This window comes from Pseudomonas sp. PDM13, from assembly GCF_025685765.1.
In the GTDB taxonomy this organism is placed as follows: domain Bacteria; phylum Pseudomonadota; class Gammaproteobacteria; order Pseudomonadales; family Pseudomonadaceae; genus Metapseudomonas; species Metapseudomonas solani.
The window spans coordinates 199,552-217,756 of record NZ_JAOTQU010000001.1 but is presented as its reverse complement, the minus strand read 5'-3'; the positions used below and the strand labels follow the sequence as shown (position 1 = coordinate 217,756).

Genomic DNA, 18,205 nt, shown 5'->3' with positions numbered 1-18,205 from the left:
CCTGGAGAACGGTTATGCAATACCCCTATCGCAGTCAGGCCGAAATGCTCGCCGTTACCGAAAACAAGGTGATGGTGCTGCTGGTCGACGACCAGGCGATGATCGGCGAGGCGGTGCGTCGCGCCCTGGCCGAGGAAGAGGGCATCGACTTCCACTTCTGCTCCGACCCGCTGACGGCCATCGAGGTGGCCCGGCATATCCGCCCGACGGTGATCCTCCAGGACCTGGTGATGCCCGGCGTCGACGGCATCAGCCTGCTGGGCGACTACCGCGCCACCGCGGAGCTGCGCGATGTGCCGATCATCGTGCTGTCGACCCGTGACGACGCGGCGGTGAAGAGCACCGCCTTCGCTGCCGGCGCCAACGACTACCTGGTCAAGCTGCCCGACACCATCGAGCTGGTGGCGCGCATCCGCTACCACTCCCGCTCCTACCTCGCCCTGCAGCAGCGCGACGAGGCCTACCGCGCCCTGCGCGAGAGCCAGCAGCAGCTGCTGGAAGCCAACCTGGTGCTGCAGCGGCTGATGAACTCCGACGGCCTCACCGGGCTGTCCAACCGCCGCCACTTCGACGAGTACCTGGAAATGGAATGGCGCCGTGCCTTCCGTGAACAGACCTCGCTGTCGCTGCTGATGATCGATGTGGACTACTTCAAGGGCTACAACGACCACTTCGGCCATATCGCCGGGGACGACGCCCTGCGCCGCGTGGCCGAGACCCTGCGCGAGTCCTGCACGCGCTCCTCCGACATGGCCGCGCGCTATGGCGGCGAGGAGTTCGCCATGGTGCTGCCGAGCACCTCCAGCGGTGGCGCCCGCCTGCTGGCGGAGAAGGTCCGCCGTGCCGTGGAGGCCCTGGCCATCCCCCACAACCTGCCCCAGGCCGGTGCGGCGCTGAGCGTGAGCATCGGCATCTCCACCCTCACGCCGCAGGTGGGCCAGGTGTCACTGATGCTGGTGGACCGCGCCGACCAGGGGCTGTACATGGCCAAGCACAACGGCCGCAACCAGGTCGGACTGGTAGCCGATACGCCCAGCGCCTAGCTTTTGGCCTGCGCTCCGTAGACGCGTATAGGGGCCTGTAGGGCCTGTAGGGGCGACTTCAGTCGCCAAGCGGCGCGCAGCGCCGCCGCTCTCGTGGGAGCGAATTCATTCGCGAACGGTTGTTCCCTGGGCGCATCGTCCTTCCGCTGCGCGCCCATCGCTGCGATGCCTCCAGGCAGAAAAACCGGTGGAGGTGAAAAGCGACCTCCACGCAGCGGTCAGGTCCGCAGGGCTGAACTCGCAGGCGCGAATTCATTCGCGACTGGCAATCACCGCATAACTCCACATAAACACCACGGACCCTGCAAATTGCGTCCACACAGGCTGGCGAACATGGCTGCACGATCCTTTTCCATGGAGTGCACCGCATGTACCGCCCGCCCTTGTCTTCCTTCTCGCCCGGCCGCTGGCTGCTGGCGTTGTTCCTCGTGCTGTTCGGCGTGGCGCCGTGCCTGGCCGAGGAGGCTGCGGAACGCGGCGAGAGCCCTTATTTCGCGGTGGATAACGCCGAGCCGGGCGTCGATGGCCTGCCGCTGAAGTCCACCCGCGTGGAGGTGCAGGTGCTGGGGGTGATCGCCGACGTGAAGGTGATCCAGCAGTACCGCAACGAGGGCTCGCGGGCCCTGGAGGCGCGTTACGTGTTCCCCGGCTCCACCCGCGCGGCGGTGCACGGCATGACCGTGCGCCTGGGCGACCGCGAGCTGCATGCGCAGATCCGCGAGAAGCAGAGCGCCCAGCGCGAGTACCAGGAGGCCAAGAGCGCCGGCAAGACCGCCGCCCTGCTGGAGCAGGAGCGCCCCAACGTGTTCCAGATGAGCGTGGCCAACATCCTCCCCGGCGACGTGGTGGACGTGGAGCTGCGCTACACCGAGCTGCTGCTGCCCACCGATGGCACCTACCACTTCGTCTTCCCCACCGTGGTCGGGCCGCGCTACAACGGCGCGCCGGGGCAACCGAGCCAAAAGGCCGAGCCGTGGATCTCCACCCCGCACCTGGCCGAGGGCGACCCTGGCCGCAGCACCTTCTCCCTGCAGGTGGACCTGCAGTCGCCCACCGCCATCGGCGAGGTCATCTCGCGCACCCACCGCATCGCCCGGCAGGCCATCGGGGCCCGGCACACCCGGGTGACCCTGGAAGAGGGGCAGGGGCTGGGCAACGACCGTGACTTCATCCTCGACTACCGCCTGGGCAGCGAGGTGTTCGAGAGCGGCGTGCTGCTGTCCCGTGGCGCCGAGGAGAACTTCTTCCTGGCCATGGTGGCGCCGCCGGCGGCGGTGAAGGCCAGCAGCATCGTGCCGCGCGAATACATTTTCGTGGTGGATATCTCCGGCTCCATGCACGGCTTCCCCCTGGACACCACCAAGGTCCTGCTGCGCCGGCTGATCGGCGGCCTGCGCCCGGTGGACAGCTTCAATGTGCTGCTGTTCTCCGGCAGCAACAGCCTGCTGGCGCCGCAGTCGCAGCCGGCTACCAAGGCCAACATCGAGCAGGCGCTGACGATGCTCGACACCCAGATGGGCAGCGGCGGCACCGAGCTGCTGCCGGCCCTGCGCCAGGCGCTGGCGATGCCGGCGGATGCGGAGCGCTCGCGCAGCTTCGTGGTGGTCACCGATGGCTACGTGACGGTGGAAACCGAGGCCTTCGAACTGGTGCGCAACAACCTGGGCAAGGCCAACCTGTTCGCCTTCGGTATCGGCAGTTCGGTGAACCGCGAGCTGATCGAGGGCCTGGCACGGGCCGGGCAGGGCGAGCCCTTCGTGGTGCTCGACGACAGCTCGGCGCAAGCCGAAGCCGAACGCCTGCGGCGGATGATCGACTCGCCGGTGCTGGTGCACCCCAAATTGTCCTTCAGCGGCCTGGAGACCTATGACGTCGAGCCGCTGGCGCTGCCCGACCTGTTCGCCCAGCGCCCGCTGGTGGTGTTCGGCAAGTGGCGCGGCGAGCCCCGTGGCGTGCTGCAGGCCGAGGGCATCGCCGCCAGCGGCCCCTGGCGCAGCGAGGTGCCGATCGAGGCGGGCAAGGTGCTCGACGGCGACCAGGCGCTGACCCACCTCTGGGCACGGCACCGCATCGCGTCGTTGATGGACCAGGAAGCCCTGGAAGGCGGCTTCGGCTACAGCCAGCAGATTCTCGACCTGGGTTTGAAGTACAGCCTGCTGACGCCCTACACCTCGTTCATCGCCGTGGACCAGGTGGTGCGCAACCCCGACCCGGCCGGCAGCGCCACGGTCAAGCAGCCGCTGCCGCTGCCCCAGGGCGTGAGCGCCCAGGCCGTCGGCACCGCCGAGGCGAGCTCCGCCACCGCCGGCATCCTCGTGCCGAGCACGCCGGAGCCGGCCACCTGGGCGATGCTGGCGCTGGCCCTGCTGGGCATGGGCTGGGTGACCCGCCGCCAGGTGCGTGGGTGAAGGCCCGCGCGCTGCCGGGCTGGACCTGGCTGCTGGCGCCGGTGCTGGCGTTGTGGCCGGTGTGGCTGTGGAGCCTGCGGCGCATGGGCGACGGCTCGGACGACCCTTATGGGGTGGTGGCGCTGGTGGCCCTGCTGCTGGGGCTGTGGCGCGAGCGCCGCAGCTTCCTGGCGACGCCCCGGCGCAGCTGGCTGCTGGTGTCGCTGGCCCTGGCGGCGCTGGCGATTCTCGGCAGCGCGCTGATCCCGGCGCTGGGGCGCGGCGTGTTGGCGGTGCTGGCGGTGATCGCCACCACCCTGGCGCTGCGCCGCCCGGGCCAGCCGGTGCTGGCCTGGCTGGGCCTGGGGCTGCTGGCCTTGCCGATCCTCTCGTCGTTGCAGTTCTTCGCCGGTTACCCGCTGCGCCTGGTCACCGCTGAAGCCAGCCTCTGGCTGCTGCGTGGCCTGGGCCACGAGGTGCAGCGCCTGGGCACGGCGCTGCAGGTGAACGGGCAGCTGGTGATGGTGGATGCCCCCTGCTCGGGCGTGCACATGGCTTGGGTGGCCTACTTCACCGCCTTCGCCACTGCCGCCTGGCTGCGTTTGGGGGACAGGCAGCTGCTGCGCCGCCTGCCGTGGATCGGCCTGCTGGTTCTGGGTGGCAACAGCCTGCGCAACACCTTGCTGGTGCTGCAGGAGGCCGGGCAATCGAACTGGCCGGCGTGGATGCACGAGGCCACCGGGCTGGTGGTGTTCATCGGCGTCTGCGCCCTGGTGCTGCGCACCGTGGCGGCGGGGCAGGGCGCGGCGCTGGCGTTGCCCACCACGACGGCGACCGGCGTGGCGCCCTGGCACCAGGGGCGCTGGCTGGTGGCGGCGTCATTCCTGCTGCTGGGGGTAGGGTCGCTGCTGGGCCGGCCGGTGGCCGAGGCCCGCCCCGTTGCCGCCTTCGTCGAGTGGCCGCAACGTTTCGAGGGCGAGCGCCTGCGGCCCCTGGCGCTGTCGCCGGTGGAGCAGCGCTTCGCCGCGCAGTTCCCCGGGGCCATCGCCCGTTTCAGCACCGGCTCGCGGGTGGTCACCCTGCGCCATGTCACGGCGGCCACGCGCAAGCTGCACCCGGCGGCGGACTGCTACCAGGGCCTGGGTTATGTGATCCGTGCCATCGCCCTGCGCCAGCGCCCCGGCAATGGCGGGTTGCAGCGCTGCTTCGTGGCCGAGGGGCAGGGGCCGGCGCTGCAGGTCTGCGAGTACATCGAGGACGCCGCCGGGCAGAGCTTCAGCGACAATTCCAGCTGGTACTGGGCGGCGCTCAGCGGCCGCTCCAGCGGGCCCTGGCGGGCGGTGACGGTGGCCGAAGCGCTGTAGTCCCACGCCGGGTCTACGGTGGTCGGGCGGGCTGCCCGGCGGGTTTCGAGTCGGGTATACTCGCCGGCTTTTCCGAAAGTTTTGCCTGAGAGCGCTTCCAGCCATGGAAATCAACCCGATCCTCAATAGCATCAAGGACCTCTCCGAACGTACCCAGACCATTCGGGGGTATCTTTGACTACGATCACAAGCATGATCGTCTCGTCGAAGTAAACCGCGAACTCGAAGACCCCAACGTCTGGAACAACCCGGAGTACGCCCAGAATCTTGGCCGTGAGCGTTCGCTCCTGGCGCAGATCGTCGAAACCCTCGACGAGCTGACCGGTGGCCTGGCCGACTCCCGCGACCTGCTGGACATGGCGGTCGAAGAGAACGACGAAGGCGCGGTCAACGACGTTGCCGCCGAAGTCGAGCGCCTGCGCGAGATCCTCGAGAAGCTGGAATTCCGCCGCATGTTCAGCGGCGAGATGGACCCGAACAACGCCTACCTGGACATCCAGGCCGGTTCCGGCGGCACCGAAGCCCAGGACTGGGCCAACATGCTGCTGCGCATGTACCTGCGCTGGGCCGACAAGAACGGCTTCAGTGCCGAGATCGTCGAGCTGTCCGAAGGCGAAGTCGCCGGCATCAAGGGCGCCACCGTGCACATCAAGGGCGAGTACGCCTTCGGTTGGCTGCGCACCGAGATCGGCGTGCACCGCCTGGTGCGCAAGAGCCCGTTCGACTCCGGCAACCGTCGCCACACCTCGTTCACCGCGGTGTTCGTGTCCCCCGAGATCGATGACAACATCGAGATCGAGATCAACCCGTCCGACCTGCGCATCGACACCTACCGCTCCTCCGGCGCGGGCGGTCAGCACGTGAACACCACCGACTCGGCCGTACGTATCACCCACGTACCGACCAACACGGTGGTCGCGTGCCAGAACGAACGCTCCCAGCACGCCAACAAGGACACCGCCATGAAAATGCTGCGGGCCCGGTTGTACGAGCAGGAGATGCAGAAGCGCAACGCCGCGTCCCAGGCGCTGGAAGAGACCAAGTCCGATATCGGCTGGGGCCACCAGATCCGTTCCTACGTGCTCGACCAGTCGCGCATCAAGGACCTGCGTACCGGCGTCGAGCGCAGCGATTGCGACAAGGTGCTGGACGGGGATCTCAACGAGTACCTCGAAGCCAGCCTCAAGCAAGGCCTCTAAGGCCGCTGCACCGGGTCAGGCCGTGCCTGACCCGCGCCCGCTACGCTTCAAAGCCGTTGTTCTTTAGCGATAACTTTTCACCAGGCGCGAAAACGCCGAAGCAGGAACCACCAAGACCATGAGCGACCAGCAACCCGACCAGCACGAACTGCAACAGGAAGAGAACAAGCTGATTGCCCAGCGCAAGGAAAAGCTTGGAGCCATCCGTGAGCAGGGCAACGCCTTCCCCAATGACTTCCGTCGTGACGACTACTGCGCCGACCTGCAGAAGAAATACGTCGACAAGACCAAGGAAGAACTGGAAGCCGCTGCCATCCCGGTCAAGGTTGCCGGCCGCATCATGCTCAACCGTGGCGCCTTCATGGTGATCCAGGACATGACCGGTCGCATCCAGGTCTACGTCAACCGCAAGACCCTGCCGGAAGAGACCCTGGCCGCGGTCAAGACCTGGGACATGGGCGACATCATCGCCGCCGAAGGCACCCTGGCCCGTTCCGGCAAGGGCGACCTGTACGTCGAGATGACCAACGTGCGCCTGCTGACCAAGTCCCTGCGCCCGCTGCCGGACAAGCACCACGGCCTGACCGACACCGAGCAGCGCTACCGCCAGCGCTACGTCGACCTGATCGTCAACGAAGAAACCCGCCACACCTTCCGTGTGCGCTCCCAGGTGATCAGCTACATCCGCAAGTTCCTCGCCGAGCGTGATTTCCTCGAAGTGGAAACCCCGATGCTGCAGACCATCCCCGGTGGCGCCGCGGCCAAGCCCTTCGAGACCCACCACAACGCCCTGGACATGCCGATGTTCCTGCGTATCGCGCCGGAGCTGTACCTCAAGCGCCTGGTGGTCGGTGGCTTCGAGAAGGTCTTCGAGATCAACCGCAACTTCCGTAACGAAGGCGTTTCGACCCGGCACAACCCCGAGTTCACCATGCTCGAGTTCTACCAGGCCTATGCCGATTACGAAGACAACATGGACCTGACCGAGGAGCTGTTCCGCGAGCTGGCGCAGCTGGTCCTGGGCAGCACCGACGTGCCTTACGGCGACAAGGTGTTCCACTTCGGCGAGCCCTTTGCACGCCTGTCCGTGTTCGATTCGATCCTCAAGTACAACCCGGAGATCACCGCGGCTGACCTGCAGGACGTCGACAAGGCCCGTGAGATCGCCAAGAAGGCCGGCGCCAAGGTGCTGGGCTTCGAAGGCCTGGGCAAGCTGCAGGTGATGATTTTCGAAGAGCTGGTCGAGCACAAGCTGGAGCAGCCGCACTTCATTACCCAGTACCCGTTCGAAGTTTCGCCGCTGGCCCGTCGCAACGACGACAACCCCAGCGTCACCGACCGCTTCGAGCTGTTCATCGGTGGCCGCGAGATCGCCAACGCCTACTCCGAGCTGAACGATGCGGAAGACCAGGCCGAGCGCTTCATGGCCCAGGTGGCCGACAAGGACGCCGGTGACGACGAAGCCATGCACTACGACGCCGATTTCGTCCGCGCCCTGGAGTACGGCATGCCGCCGACCGCCGGCGAAGGCATCGGTATCGATCGCCTGGTGATGTTGCTTACCAATTCGCCGTCTATTCGTGACGTCATCCTGTTCCCGCATATGCGGCCCCAGGCCTGACGTTTGAGAAAAGCCGCCTTCGGGCGGTTTTTTCTTGGCCGGCGTTGAGTTGAATAGCCGGAGAAATGGTCGAAACTGTCTTGCATCCCAGCTGAACCCGGAGGTCCATGCATCTTGCCCAAGTCGTCCCGTAGCGACAGTGCCGCCCAGGCGGCCAGCGCCCTCGCCGAAAGTGTCCAGTACCAGGGCCGCAAGGCCAGCCGGCAGGGCAGCGAGCAACGCCGCCAGGCGATCCTCGATGCCGCCATGCGCATCATCGTGCGTGACGGCGTGCGCGCGGTGCGCCACCGCGCCGTGGCGGCGGAGGCGGAAGTGCCGCTTTCGGCCACCACCTACTACTTCAAGGACATCAACGACCTGATCACCGACACCTTCGCCCAGTTCGTCGAGCGCAGCGCCGAAGCCATGGCCGCGTTCTGGGGCAGCGTCGAGGGTGACCTGCAGGGCATGGCGGCGGCCTTGAGCCGTGACGGTGCCTCGCGCCGGCAGATGACCGACGAGATCGTCGAGATGGCCATCCAGTATGTGCGCCGGCAACTGATCGAGAACCGCGTGCAGCTGCTGGCCGAGCAGGCGTTCCGCCAGGAGGCGCTGATCAACGCCGGGTTGCGGCCGCTGGCCGATGCCCACCGCGGCATCCTCTCCCAGGGCGCCGAGCACTTCTTCCAGGTGCTGGGCTCGGATGAGCCGGCCGAGGACGCCAAGGTGTTGACGGCCATCATTCTGCGGATGGAATATCAGGGCCTGCTCGATGGGGTGGACAACCTCGATATCGACGAGATGCGAGCCGTGCTCAAGCGCTACCTCTACCTGGTGATGGGGCTCTAGAACACGGTACGAGACCCCGCATTCAGGCCACCTGTCTTGCGGGGTTTTTCATGGTCACAAGGAGAGCGAAATGAAACCCTGGCGCGCATTGGTCGCCCTGTCCTTCCTGCTGCTGAGCGGGTGCCTGGTCACCTTGCGGGACCCGATCCCGGCCCATGAGCCGGCGCCGATCCCGCTGCTGGGCGACTGGACGCGCAAGGACGAGTGGGGCGAGCGTCTCTACCTGGAGATCAGCCGCGCCGGCTCCAACCTCTACAAGGCCCGCACCTACGAAGGCAGCAAGGACAACCTCGACAGCCTCCAGGAGTACGGCTTCACCGTCGCCCACCATGGCCGCCGCTGGTACCTCTCCGCCGGGCTGCCGAAGAAGTGGGGCGCCAACTTCGCCGTCGCCGGCTTCGAACTCACCACCGACAACGAACTGGTGATCTACAACCTCGATGTCGAACGCCTGCACCAGGAACTGGAGCACGGCACCTTCGAGGGCGCCAGCGTGGAGATGCCCGAGGGTGACGGCGTGCTGCTGAACACGCCCTGGGAGAAGATCCAGGCCTGGCTGGACGACCCGGCCAACTCCGACGTCTTCGTCGAGGTCGCGCGCTACCAGCGTTCCACCGAGGAGTGAGCATGAGCCGGCGCCAACTGCCCGACGACTACCAGAACATCGTCCGCACCCTGTCCGACCGTATCGTCCACGCGCAGACGCCGATCCGCGTGCTGGACGCCATCAAATGGGACGACAGCGTTCGCCAGGGCTTTCTCAAGCACAAGGGCAAGGCCATGCCCGAGGTGGATCGCGCCTACTACGAGAGCCGGCCGCTGGCCTTCGACTCCTCGGCGAAGAAGCTGGAGTTCCAGAACATCGAGCGCGACATCACCCGCCAGTTGGGGCAGTTCAACCCGGTGGGGCAGATCATGCGGCGCATGTGCAAGGAATACCGCATGGTGATCCGCATGCTCGAAGCGCGCGGCACCGCCGACTTCGGGCTGATCTCCCAGGAGCTCTACGGCGCCGCCTCCGACGCCTTCCACGCCGGTGACCCGACCCTCTCCGACCTGGGCCTGATGCTCTCGGACTACCTGAACAAGATCGACGACCGTGGCGACCTCAAGGACGAGCCCAAGACGCTCACCGCCAAGGACGCCGTGGCCATGCTGCAGAGCCGCCTCAGCGCGGTATTCGGCGAGGGCGACGACACCATCCGCGTGTTCGAGTCCGACGGCATCGTCGCCGACGCCGCCGCCGGTGCCGACTACATCAAGGTGCGCGCCGACGCCATGTTCAACGAGCGCGACGTGCGCGCCCTGGAAGTGCACGAAGGGCTGGTGCACGTCGGCACCACGCTGAACGGCCAGAACCAGCCGATCTGCACCTTCCTGGCCAAGGGCCCGCCGTCGTCCACCGTGACCCAGGAAGGCCTGGCCATCCTCATGGAAGTGATCGCCTTCGCCTCCTACCCCACGCGCCTGCGCAAGCTCACCAACCGCACCCGCGCCATCCACATGGCGGAGGAGGGGGCCGACTTCCTTGAGGTCTACCACTTCTACCGCGAGCAGGGCTACGGCATGGCCGAGAGCTACGGCAACGCCAGCCGTGTGTTCCGTGGCTCCTCGCCGGACGGCCTGCCCTTCACCAAGGACCTGTCCTACCTGAAGGGCTTCATCATGATCTACAACTACATCCAGCTCGCCGTGCGCAAAGGCAAGCTGGAGCAGATCCCGCTGCTGTTCTGCGGCAAGACCACCCTGGAAGACATGCGCACCCTGCGCCAGCTGGTGGACGAAGGCCTGGTGGCACCGCCCAAGTACCTGCCGCCACAGTTCCGCGACCTCAACGCGCTGTCGGCCTGGATGTGCTTCTCCAACTTCCTCAATCACCTGAGCCTGGATCGCATCGAAGCGGATTACGCGAATATTCTCTAGAGCGGCAAGCTGCAAGCGACAAGCCGCAAGGGGCGAGTCCCTGGTGCTCTTGCAGCTTGCCGCTTGAAGCTTGCAGCCAACCGAAGGTTCCCCCATGCCCAGCCATCAGCTCGACTACGAAATCCTCGGCGCTTCGGCGCAGACCGTTGAGATCATCCTCGACCCGCAGGAAACGGTGATCGCCGAAGCCGGGGCGATGAACTACATGACCGAAGGCATCCGCTTCGAGGCGCGCATGGGCGATGGTTCCTCCAGCGGCGTGCTGGGCAAGTTGTGGGGGGCGGGCAAGCGCCTGCTTACCGGCGAGTCGCTGTTCATGACCCACTTCACCAACGAGGGCCGTGGCCAGCAGCGGGTCGGCTTCGCCGCGCCCTACCCGGGCACCGTGGTGCCCATCGACCTGGCCCAGGTCGGCGGGCGCCTGGTGTGCCAGAAGGATGCCTTCCTCTGCGCCGCCCACGGCACGCAGATCGGCATCGCCTTCAACAAACGCATCGGCGCCGGCTTCTTCGGCGGCGAGGGCTTCATCCTGCAGAAGCTCGAAGGCGACGGCCTGGCCTTCGTGCATGCCGGCGGCACGGTGATCCGCAAGGAGCTGAACAACGAAACCCTGCGCCTGGACACCGGCTGCCTGGTGGCCTTCACCACGGGCATCGACTACGACATCGGCCTGGCCGGCGGGCTGAAGAGCATGCTCTTCGGCGGCGAAGGCATCCTCCTGGCCACCCTCAAGGGCACCGGCACGGTGTGGATCCAGAGCCTGCCCTTCTCGCGCCTGGCCGAGCGCATCTACGAGGCCACCTACAAGGCGCGTGAGGAAACCCGCGCCGGCGGCAAGTGACCCGCTCCTGCCTCCTGCTGCTGGTCCTGCTGCTGCAGGGCTGCAGCGGGCTGCTGTTCTACCCCGAGCGGCAACTGCCCTTCACCCCCGAGCGTGCCGGCCTGGCCTACTGCGATGTCGAGCTGGTCACCGCCGACGGCCTGCGCCTGCATGGCTGGTGGCTGCCGGCTGCGGCGGGTGTCGAGGTCAAGGGCACGGTGCTGCACCTGCACGGCAACGGCGGCAACGTGGCTTCCCACCTGGGCGGCAGCTGGTGGCTGCCGGAGCAGGGCTACCAGGTGCTGCTGCTGGACTACCGCGGCTACGGCCGCTCCGAGGGCAGCCCCTCGCTGGCGGGGGCCTACCAGGACATCGACGCCGCCTTCGCCTGGCTCGACCGTGCACCCGAGGTGCAGGGCAAGCCGCTGGTGCTGCTGGGCCAGAGCCTGGGTGGCGCCATGGCGGTGCACTACCTGAGCGAGCACCCCGGGCGCCGCGCCCAGCTGCGCGCGCTGGTGCTGGACGGCGCGCCGGCCAGTTACCGTGACGTGGCTCAATTCACCCTGGGCAATGCCTGGTTAACCTGGCCGCTCCAGGTGCCGCTGTCCTGGCTGGTGCCCGATGGCGACAGCGCGATCGGTGCGATTGCCGGTCTGCAGGGCCTGCCGATGCTGATCTACCACAGCATCGACGACCAGGTGGTGCCTCTTTCCAACGGCGTGCGCTTGTATCAAGCTGCGCCGCCGCCGCGGGTGTTCCAGCCGACTCGTGGCGGCCATGTGCAGACCTTCGCCGACCCCACCTGGCGGGAGGTGATGCTGCGCTACCTCGAAGACCCGAACGGTTTCGTCGGGCTGCGACGGCTGGCTGAAGTCCCGAATACAGAGAGTCCCCAATGAGCGAACGCAACCCCATCCCGCTGATCCTCACCGGCGTCGGCACCATCATCGGCACCGTGATGGTCCTCTGGTACTACGGCTACCTGCACTTCGCCAAGCCGGAAGATGCGCTGCTGCTGTCCGACTTCACCATGCTCAAGACCGTTCCCGGCGAGGACTACAAGGTCTCGCTGACGCCCGCCACCCAGGTCGCCCAGTGCATCGACGGCGTGCTGGTGCTGTTCGACACCGAGCAGAAGGGCCTGACCGGCGTGCTGGTGAACAACAAGAAACAGGCCGTGCGCTGCATGGGCCAGGAGACCCCGCAAGAGGTCAAGTGAGGGCAGGATGAAGGTCGAGGTCTGGCAGGGCGACATCACTCGCCTGGACGTGGACGCCATCGTCAACGCGGCCAATTCCTCGCTGCTCGGCGGCGGTGGCGTGGATGGTGCGATCCACCGTGCGGCGGGCCCTGAGCTGCTCGCCAGCTGCCGCGAATTGCGCGGTTGCCCCACCGGCGAGGCGCGCATCACCCCGGGCTTCCGCCTGCCGGCGACCTTCGTCATCCACACGGTCGGCCCGGTCTGGGCCGGCGGCAGCCAGCGCGAGCCCGAGCTGCTCGCCAGCTGCTACCGCAACAGCCTGGCCCTGGCGGAATCCGCCGGCGTCGCCAGCATCGCCTTCCCGGCCATCAGCTGCGGCGTCTACGGCTACCCGCTGGAAGCCGCCGTGCGCATCGCCGTCACCGAACTGCGCCGCCCACGCCCGGCCGGCAGCACCCTGCAGCGCGCATTGCTGGTGGCCTTCTCCGAAGACATGGCACGCCTATACCGCGACGCCCTGGCCTGATCCGGCTGCTTTTGTGGGAGCGAATTCATTCGCGAAATGTCCAGCGCAGCCCTGTAGCCCGGGCTTCAGCCCGGGGACGCCGGCCACTCCACTCCCGGGCTGAAGCCCGAGCTACGCAGCTGTCCTGGCGCCCCCCTGGTGGAGGTAAAAAGCGACCTCCACCGCAGCGGCCATGCCCGTGCGGCGGGGCCGGCCGCTTTTGTAGGGGCGACTTTAGTCGCCAAGCGGCGCGCAGCGCCGCCATTCGCTCACCGCGCCCCACGCAGCAACCGCAAGCCGTTGAACACCACCAGCAGGCTGGCGCCCATGTCGGCGAACACGGCCATCCACAGGGTGCCCATACCGGCCAGGGTGAGGGCGAGGAACAGCGCCTTGATGCCCAGGGCCAGGACGATGTTCTGCACCAGCACCGCGTGGGTGCGGCGCGAGAGGCGGATGAACAGCGGCAGCTTACGCAGGTCGTCGTCCATCAGCGCCACGCCGGCGGTTTCGATGGCGGTGTCGGTGCCGGCGGCGCCCATGGCGAAGCCGATGTCGGCGCGGGCCAGGGCCGGGGCGTCGTTGATGCCGTCGCCGACCATGCCGATGCGCTGGCCGCCCTGCTGACGACGTTCCACTTCCCGCAGCTTGTCCTCGGGCAGCAGGTTGCCCAGGGCTTCGTCGATGCCCACCTGGGCGGCGATGGCGGCAGCGGTGTGGGGGTTGTCGCCGGTGAGCATCAGGGTGCGCACCCCGAGCTGATGCAACTCGGTCACGGCCTCGCGGCTGGTTTCGCGCACGCCGTCGGCCACCGCGAACAGGGCCATCGGGCCTTCGGCGTCGAGCAGGACGATGGCCGTCTTGCCTTCGCGTTCGAGGATATCCAGGCGCATTTCCAGGGAGCTGGAGCACAGCCCCAGCTCCTCCACCAGGCGATGGTTGCCCAGGTGGTAGAGGCGCCCGCCGATCAGCCCCCTGACCCCACGGCCCGGCAGCGCGGCCAGGTCGTCGACGCCGTGCAGCTTGATGCCGTCGGCCTCGGCGGCGCGGGCCAGGGCCTGGGACACCGGGTGGTCCGAGCGCGCGGCGAGGCTGGCGGCCAGGGCGCGCGCCTCATCGGCGCCGCCTTCGCGCAGGGGTACATAGTCGGTCTGCTGCGGGCGGCCTTCGGTGAGGGTGCCGGTCTTGTCCAGGGCGACCCAGGCCAGCTGGCGGCCCATTTCCAGGTACACGCCGCCCTTGACCAGCACGCCACGGCGCGCGGCGGCGGCCAGCCCGCTGACCAGGGTCACCGGGGTGGAGATCACCAGGGCGCAGGGGCAGGCGATCACCAGCAGCACCAGGGCGCGGTACACCCAGTCGAGCCAGGCGCCCTGCATCAGCAGCGGCGGCAGCACGGCGGTGAGCAGAGCGAGGACGAACACCGTGGGCGTGTAGATGCGCGAGAAGCTGTCGACGAAACGCTGGGTTGGCGCGCGGGTGCCCTGGGCTTCTTCCACGGCGTGGATGATGCGCGCCAGGGTGCTGTCGTTGGCGGCGCGGGTGACGCGGTATTCCAGCTCGCCCTCGCCGTTGATGGTGCCGGCGAACAGCGGGTCGCCCGGCTCCTTGTCCACCGGCAGGCTTTCGCCGGTGATGGGCGCCTGGTTGACGCCGGAGCGGCCCACCAGCAGCTCGCCGTCCAGGGCGATACGCTCGCCGGGGCGCACGCGCACCCGGGCATCGGGGCGCACCTCGCTGGCCGGCATCTCGCGCCACTGGCCGTCCACCTGCACGGTGGCCTGTTGCGGAGCCAAGTCCAGCAGGCCACGGATGGCGTTGCGCGCGCGGTCCAGGGACTTGGCTTCGATCAGCTCGGCGAGGGCGAAGAGCACGCTGACCATGGCCGCCTCGGGCCACTGGCCGATCAGCAGCGCGCCGGTCACGGCGATGCTCATCAGGGCGTTGATGTTGAGATTGCGGTTCTTCAGGGCGATCCAGCCCTTGCGGTAAGTGGGCAGGCCGGCGGTGGCGATGGCCAGCAGCGCCAAGCCGGCTTCCAGCCACACGGGCCCGAAGCCGAACCACTCGCAGGCTTCGGCGGCCAGTGCGGCGACACCGGCCAGTGCCAGGGGCCACCAGGGTTTGTCGGCGGGCTTGGCGGGGGGCGAGGCGGCGTCCAGCGGCTCGGCCTGCATGCCCAGCTGGGCCACCAGCTTCTGCAGCGGCGCCAGCTCGGTGAAGCGGTGCTGCACCTTGAGCACGCGCTGCATCAGGTTGAACTCCAGCGCCTCCACGGCTGCGACCTTGCCCAGGGCATCCCGCAGCAGGCGTTCCTCAGTGGGACAGTCCATGGCTTCGATGCGCAGGCTGCTCCAGCGCAGCTCGCCCAGGGGCGCGTCGATGGCCTCGGCCGCCAGGGCGGGCTGGGCATGCTCGTGGGCATGGCCGTCGTGGTCATGGTGATGGTCATGGCCGTGCTCATGGTCGTGCGCATGGCCATGATCGTGCCGCGCCGGGCTGGGACGCGGGTTCGAATGATCGTGGTTGCAGCAGTTGTCCTGGCTCATCGCGGACTCCATTGACGGGAATGGTGCTGATTGCACACCCTGTAGCAACTACAGAGTCAAGCAGGGGAATGAACCATGAAGATCGGCGAGCTGGCACGACTGACCGATTGCCCGGTGGAGACCATCCGCTACTACGAGCGCGAAGGGCTGCTGCCGGAACCGTCCCGCAGCGAGGGCAACTACCGCCAGTACACCCAGGCCCATGTCGAGCGCCTGGCCTTTATCCGCCACTGCCGCTCCCTGGATATGACCCAGCAGGAAATCCGCGAGCTGCTGCGCCTGCGCGACAGCCCAGAGGCGGACTGCACCGCCGCCAACCGGCTGATCGACGAGCACATGCACCATGTGGAGGTGCGCATCGCCGAACTGCGTTCGCTGCAGGAGCAGCTGCGTGCCCTGCGTGCCCATTGCCAGATCGCCGGCAGCAGCGAGTCCTGCGGGATTCTCCGCGAGCTGGAGCAGCCGGCGCCGCCCAGCGTCATTTCCGATTCCTGCGCCGAGGCCGGGCACCTGCATGTGCCGGGGGTACACAAGCGGCATTGAGGGTGCGGCGTTTCATCTGCAACGGTGTGCCGTTCTCGGCTCCGCCTGGTGGATGAGAAGAGCGTCATCCACCCTGCACAGCGGTCATGTCCGTGCGGTGGCCTGCGGGCCTACCGGGCTTCGAACACGAAGGGGTTCTGCGGGTCGGGGAACTGCAGGCGGTGGTGTTCCGCCGGTGTCTTGCTGCCGGGTTGCAGGTAGTCCATCTGCAGGCCAATCGGCTCGTTATCGACGGTTTCTTCCAGGTAGGCATTGCTCGGGTAGAGGAGGTTGCCTTGGGGGGCTTCGCGCACCGCCGCGCAGGAGGCGAACAGTGGGGGCAGGTTGTAGAGCGTCTGCCCTTGCACCAGCAGCACCTGGGTGTAGCGATCGGCACGGCCGCTGCCCTTGGCCGGCAGCTCCAGGCAGAAGGATTCGCCGTTGCGCCAGGCGGTGATGCCATGCAGCCCTTCCGGGTCGATCGAGGCGCTGGCCTGCCAATCGGCCGGGGCGAGGTCGGTGGCATCTGCCAGGTTCCAGTGGCGTTCGCCGATGTCCAGGCGCTGGCCGTCGAAGGCGATCTCGGGCATGCCCGCTGGCGGCTCGCCCTCCAGCGCGCCTGGGGCGCTCCATCGCTCCGCGTCGTAGCGCTTCACCGCTGCCGCCATGGCGTTGACCCAAAAGCACTGCTGCGCCTCGGTGCAGGCCAGGGACAGCTCGCTGCCGGCCCCTTCGAACAGGTTGCCACCCAGGGACCGGTAGAAGGCTTCATAGCCGTCGAAGCGCGCAGGCTTGGCCTGCGCCAAAAGGGGCAGGGCGGTGCAGAAGGCGAGTGCCAGAACCTGGCGTGAGGGGGCGAGTGACGGCATGTTCCTTGATCTCCGGGGCGCGATGGCATGCATCCTAGCGAGGCGGCCGGCCTTGCGGAAACGGCGATCGGCGCGGCGCCAAGTCGCGCACAAAAAAGCCCGCCGGGGAGGCGGGCTTTTTCATTACCGAAGGATCAAAGCGCAGCGCGCGGGGCGACCGGGCCGGGACCGTTGGCGATGGTCACTTCCACACGACGGTTCAGCGTGCGCGAGGACGCGGAGGCGTTGCTGGCCACCGGGTAGTCCTTGCCGAAGCCGTGGGTGGTGATGCGCGTGGGGTTCACGCCCATGGCCACCAGGGCGCGGCGCACGGAGTCGGCACGGGCCTGGGACAGGCGCAGGTTGTGGTCGACGGTGCCGGTGTTATCGGTGAAGCCTTCCACCACCACCTGGCGATCCGGGTTCTGCACCAGGAAGTTGCCCAGCTGCTGGACGTTGCTCATGCCGTTGGGGTTGAGCTCGGCGCGGTCCACTTCGAACAGCACGTCACCCAGGGTCACCACCTGGCCACGGTCGGTCTGCTTGGCCTTGAGCTGGTTGACCAGCACGTCCACCTGCTGGTTGCGCGCATCCAGCTGGGCCTGGGTGCGCTGGGCCGGCGCGTTGGCCAGGGCCTCTTCGGCGGCCTTCTGCTTGATGGTCTGGCGGGCCAGTTCGACGCGCTGGTTGGTGATGTAGGCGAGCTGGTCGACCTGCACCTGGTCCTGCTTGTCGGCGTAAGCCTGTTCGGCGCGGCTCAGCATGTCGCCGGCTTCCTTGGTTTCCAGGGCTGCCAGGGTGTTGGCCTGGGGCTCGGCCTGCAGCTCGGAGTAGTTGCTGCGTGCCTGGTCCAGGTTCGGGTTGGGCTTGGAGGCGCAGGCCACCAGCGCCAGGCTGAGTACGGAGAGAGCGGAAACTGTGATCAGCTTATTCATGACGGATCATCCTTATCGATGCGGAAAGAGGGCGGCGCGGATCACTGCACGATGATCGGCTGGCGCGAGCCTTCCTCGCGAATCTGCTGGACGCCTTTCTGGGCGTCGTCCAGGGTTTTCTGTGCCTTGGTGGCCAGGGCCTTGCGCTCGGCGACGCGGGCGTCCCACTCGGCCTGCTCGGCAATGCGGCGGGCCTCGTCGTAACGCTCTTCACGCAGCAGGTTCTCGGCCTGGGCCAGCTTGTCCTGGGCGTTCTTCATTTCCACCGGGGCGTACTGTGGGCCGCCGGCGCTGACGGCGCTCTTGACCACGGTATTGGTCACGGCGAACTGTTCGGTGGGCGGATTGCCGGCGCAGCCGACGAGCAGGGCGCTACCGCCGGCGACCAGGGCGGCCAGGACTGTTCTGCGAATCGTTACAGCAGGGCTTGTCTTCATGATGTTCAGCTCCATTGGAATTA

At 67.5% G+C, this 18,205-nt stretch carries 17 protein-coding genes; 13 read left to right on the top strand and 4 right to left on the bottom strand.

The features are described from left to right. Positions 1-14: 14 nt before the first annotated feature. The 12 genes from OEJ36_RS01065 (at position 15) to OEJ36_RS01010 (ending at position 12,912) form a co-directional block, all read left to right on the top strand. Positions 15-1,043 carry a diguanylate cyclase gene (locus OEJ36_RS01065; RefSeq protein WP_263400042.1) on the top strand — a complete coding sequence of 343 codons (1,029 nt, stop codon included), beginning with the start codon at positions 15-17 and terminating at the stop codon, positions 1,041-1,043. A gap of 368 nt (positions 1,044-1,411) precedes the next feature. After that, the gene (locus OEJ36_RS01060; protein ID WP_263400041.1) at positions 1,412-3,451 is read left to right on the top strand and encodes a VIT domain-containing protein; all 2,040 of its coding nucleotides are present in this window, start codon (positions 1,412-1,414) and stop codon (positions 3,449-3,451) included. After that, positions 3,448-4,794 (top strand): exosortase Q, encoded by a 1,347-nt coding sequence (gene xrtQ, locus OEJ36_RS01055; RefSeq protein ID WP_263400040.1) that lies wholly within the window; start codon positions 3,448-3,450, stop codon positions 4,792-4,794. Before OEJ36_RS01060 ends, xrtQ begins: the two co-directional genes overlap by 4 nt. A 103-nt stretch (positions 4,795-4,897) precedes the next feature. After that, a protein-coding gene (prfB, locus tag OEJ36_RS01050; RefSeq protein ID WP_148304291.1) for a peptide chain release factor 2 occupies positions 4,898-5,993 on the top strand; the annotation gives its coding sequence in 2 pieces (ribosomal slippage) (positions 4,898-4,969 and positions 4,971-5,993; 1,095 coding nt in all). A gap of 118 nt (positions 5,994-6,111) precedes the next feature. After that, positions 6,112-7,614 carry a lysine--tRNA ligase gene (gene lysS / locus OEJ36_RS01045; RefSeq protein WP_263400039.1) on the top strand — a complete coding sequence of 501 codons (1,503 nt, stop codon included), beginning with the start codon at positions 6,112-6,114 and terminating at the stop codon, positions 7,612-7,614. A gap of 114 nt (positions 7,615-7,728) precedes the next feature. Beyond that, a complete protein-coding gene (locus tag OEJ36_RS01040; protein ID WP_021219497.1) occupies positions 7,729-8,442 on the top strand; it encodes a TetR/AcrR family transcriptional regulator in 714 nt (237 codons plus the stop codon). Positions 8,443-8,512: 70 nt separating this feature from the next. Next, a complete protein-coding gene (locus OEJ36_RS01035; protein ID WP_021219496.1) occupies positions 8,513-9,067 on the top strand; it encodes a hypothetical protein in 555 nt (184 codons plus the stop codon). A 2-nt stretch (positions 9,068-9,069) separates the two neighbouring features. Next, complete coding sequence (locus OEJ36_RS01030; RefSeq protein WP_021219495.1) at positions 9,070-10,365, top strand: flavohemoglobin expression-modulating QEGLA motif protein; 1,296 nt, start codon at positions 9,070-9,072, stop codon at positions 10,363-10,365. Positions 10,366-10,459: 94 nt separating this feature from the next. Then, positions 10,460-11,206: a TIGR00266 family protein gene (locus OEJ36_RS01025; RefSeq protein WP_111262300.1), complete on the top strand. Its 747-nt coding sequence runs from the start codon at positions 10,460-10,462 to the stop codon at positions 11,204-11,206. Next, entirely contained in the window at positions 11,203-12,084 is an 882-nt protein-coding gene (locus OEJ36_RS01020) for an alpha/beta hydrolase (RefSeq protein WP_263400038.1), read from the top strand. The genes OEJ36_RS01025 and OEJ36_RS01020 overlap by 4 nt, the downstream gene beginning before the upstream one ends. Beyond that, positions 12,081-12,404, top strand: coding sequence for a hypothetical protein (locus OEJ36_RS01015; RefSeq protein ID WP_021219492.1), 324 nt, complete (start codon positions 12,081-12,083; stop codon positions 12,402-12,404). The genes OEJ36_RS01020 and OEJ36_RS01015 overlap by 4 nt, the downstream gene beginning before the upstream one ends. Positions 12,405-12,411: 7 nt before the next feature. Then, positions 12,412-12,912, top strand: coding sequence for an O-acetyl-ADP-ribose deacetylase (locus tag OEJ36_RS01010; RefSeq protein ID WP_263400037.1), 501 nt, complete (start codon positions 12,412-12,414; stop codon positions 12,910-12,912). Positions 12,913-13,160: 248 nt separating this feature from the next. On the opposite strand, the gene OEJ36_RS01005 is transcribed toward OEJ36_RS01010, so the two are convergent. Beyond that, positions 13,161-15,440: a heavy metal translocating P-type ATPase gene (locus OEJ36_RS01005; RefSeq protein WP_263400036.1), complete on the bottom strand. Its 2,280-nt coding sequence runs from the start codon at positions 15,438-15,440 to the stop codon at positions 13,161-13,163. Positions 15,441-15,515: 75 nt separating this feature from the next. On the opposite strand from OEJ36_RS01005, the gene cadR reads away from it, so the two are divergent. Next, positions 15,516-15,983, top strand: a complete 468-nt coding sequence (gene cadR / locus OEJ36_RS01000) for a Cd(II)/Pb(II)-responsive transcriptional regulator (RefSeq protein ID WP_021219489.1) — start codon at positions 15,516-15,518, stop codon at positions 15,981-15,983. 110 nt (positions 15,984-16,093) lie between these two features. On the opposite strand, the gene OEJ36_RS00995 is transcribed toward cadR, so the two are convergent. The 3 genes from OEJ36_RS00995 to OEJ36_RS00985 form a co-directional block, all read right to left on the bottom strand. Next, the gene (locus OEJ36_RS00995; protein ID WP_263400035.1) at positions 16,094-16,831 is read right to left on the bottom strand and encodes a hypothetical protein; all 738 of its coding nucleotides are present in this window, start codon (positions 16,829-16,831) and stop codon (positions 16,094-16,096) included. A 134-nt stretch (positions 16,832-16,965) separates the two neighbouring features. Beyond that, a complete protein-coding gene (locus tag OEJ36_RS00990) occupies positions 16,966-17,745 on the bottom strand; it encodes an OmpA family protein (RefSeq protein WP_021219487.1) in 780 nt (259 codons plus the stop codon). Positions 17,746-17,786: 41 nt separating this feature from the next. Beyond that, positions 17,787-18,197 (bottom strand): DUF4398 domain-containing protein, encoded by a 411-nt coding sequence (locus OEJ36_RS00985; protein WP_021219486.1) that lies wholly within the window; start codon positions 18,195-18,197, stop codon positions 17,787-17,789. Between the last annotated feature and the right edge of the window lie 8 nt (positions 18,198-18,205).

Excerpts from the sequence above, each read along its gene's own strand:
- OEJ36_RS01065 (WP_263400042.1), top strand. The coding sequence starts at position 15 with ATGCAATACCCCTATCGCAGTCAGGCCGAAATGCTCGCCGTTACCGAA.
- OEJ36_RS01060 (WP_263400041.1), top strand. The coding sequence starts at position 1,412 with ATGTACCGCCCGCCCTTGTCTTCCTTCTCGCCCGGCCGCTGGCTGCTG.
- lysS (WP_263400039.1), top strand. The coding sequence starts at position 6,112 with ATGAGCGACCAGCAACCCGACCAGCACGAACTGCAACAGGAAGAGAAC.
- OEJ36_RS01035 (WP_021219496.1), top strand. The coding sequence starts at position 8,513 with ATGAAACCCTGGCGCGCATTGGTCGCCCTGTCCTTCCTGCTGCTGAGC.
- OEJ36_RS01030 (WP_021219495.1), top strand. The coding sequence starts at position 9,070 with ATGAGCCGGCGCCAACTGCCCGACGACTACCAGAACATCGTCCGCACC.
- OEJ36_RS01025 (WP_111262300.1), top strand. The coding sequence starts at position 10,460 with ATGCCCAGCCATCAGCTCGACTACGAAATCCTCGGCGCTTCGGCGCAG.
- OEJ36_RS01015 (WP_021219492.1), top strand. The coding sequence starts at position 12,081 with ATGAGCGAACGCAACCCCATCCCGCTGATCCTCACCGGCGTCGGCACC.
- OEJ36_RS01010 (WP_263400037.1), top strand. The coding sequence starts at position 12,412 with ATGAAGGTCGAGGTCTGGCAGGGCGACATCACTCGCCTGGACGTGGAC.
- OEJ36_RS01005 (WP_263400036.1), bottom strand. The coding sequence starts at position 15,440 with ATGAGCCAGGACAACTGCTGCAACCACGATCATTCGAACCCGCGTCCC.
- cadR (WP_021219489.1), top strand. The coding sequence starts at position 15,516 with ATGAAGATCGGCGAGCTGGCACGACTGACCGATTGCCCGGTGGAGACC.
- OEJ36_RS00995 (WP_263400035.1), bottom strand. The coding sequence starts at position 16,831 with ATGCCGTCACTCGCCCCCTCACGCCAGGTTCTGGCACTCGCCTTCTGC.
- OEJ36_RS00990 (WP_021219487.1), bottom strand. The coding sequence starts at position 17,745 with ATGAATAAGCTGATCACAGTTTCCGCTCTCTCCGTACTCAGCCTGGCG.
- OEJ36_RS00985 (WP_021219486.1), bottom strand. The coding sequence starts at position 18,197 with ATGGAGCTGAACATCATGAAGACAAGCCCTGCTGTAACGATTCGCAGA.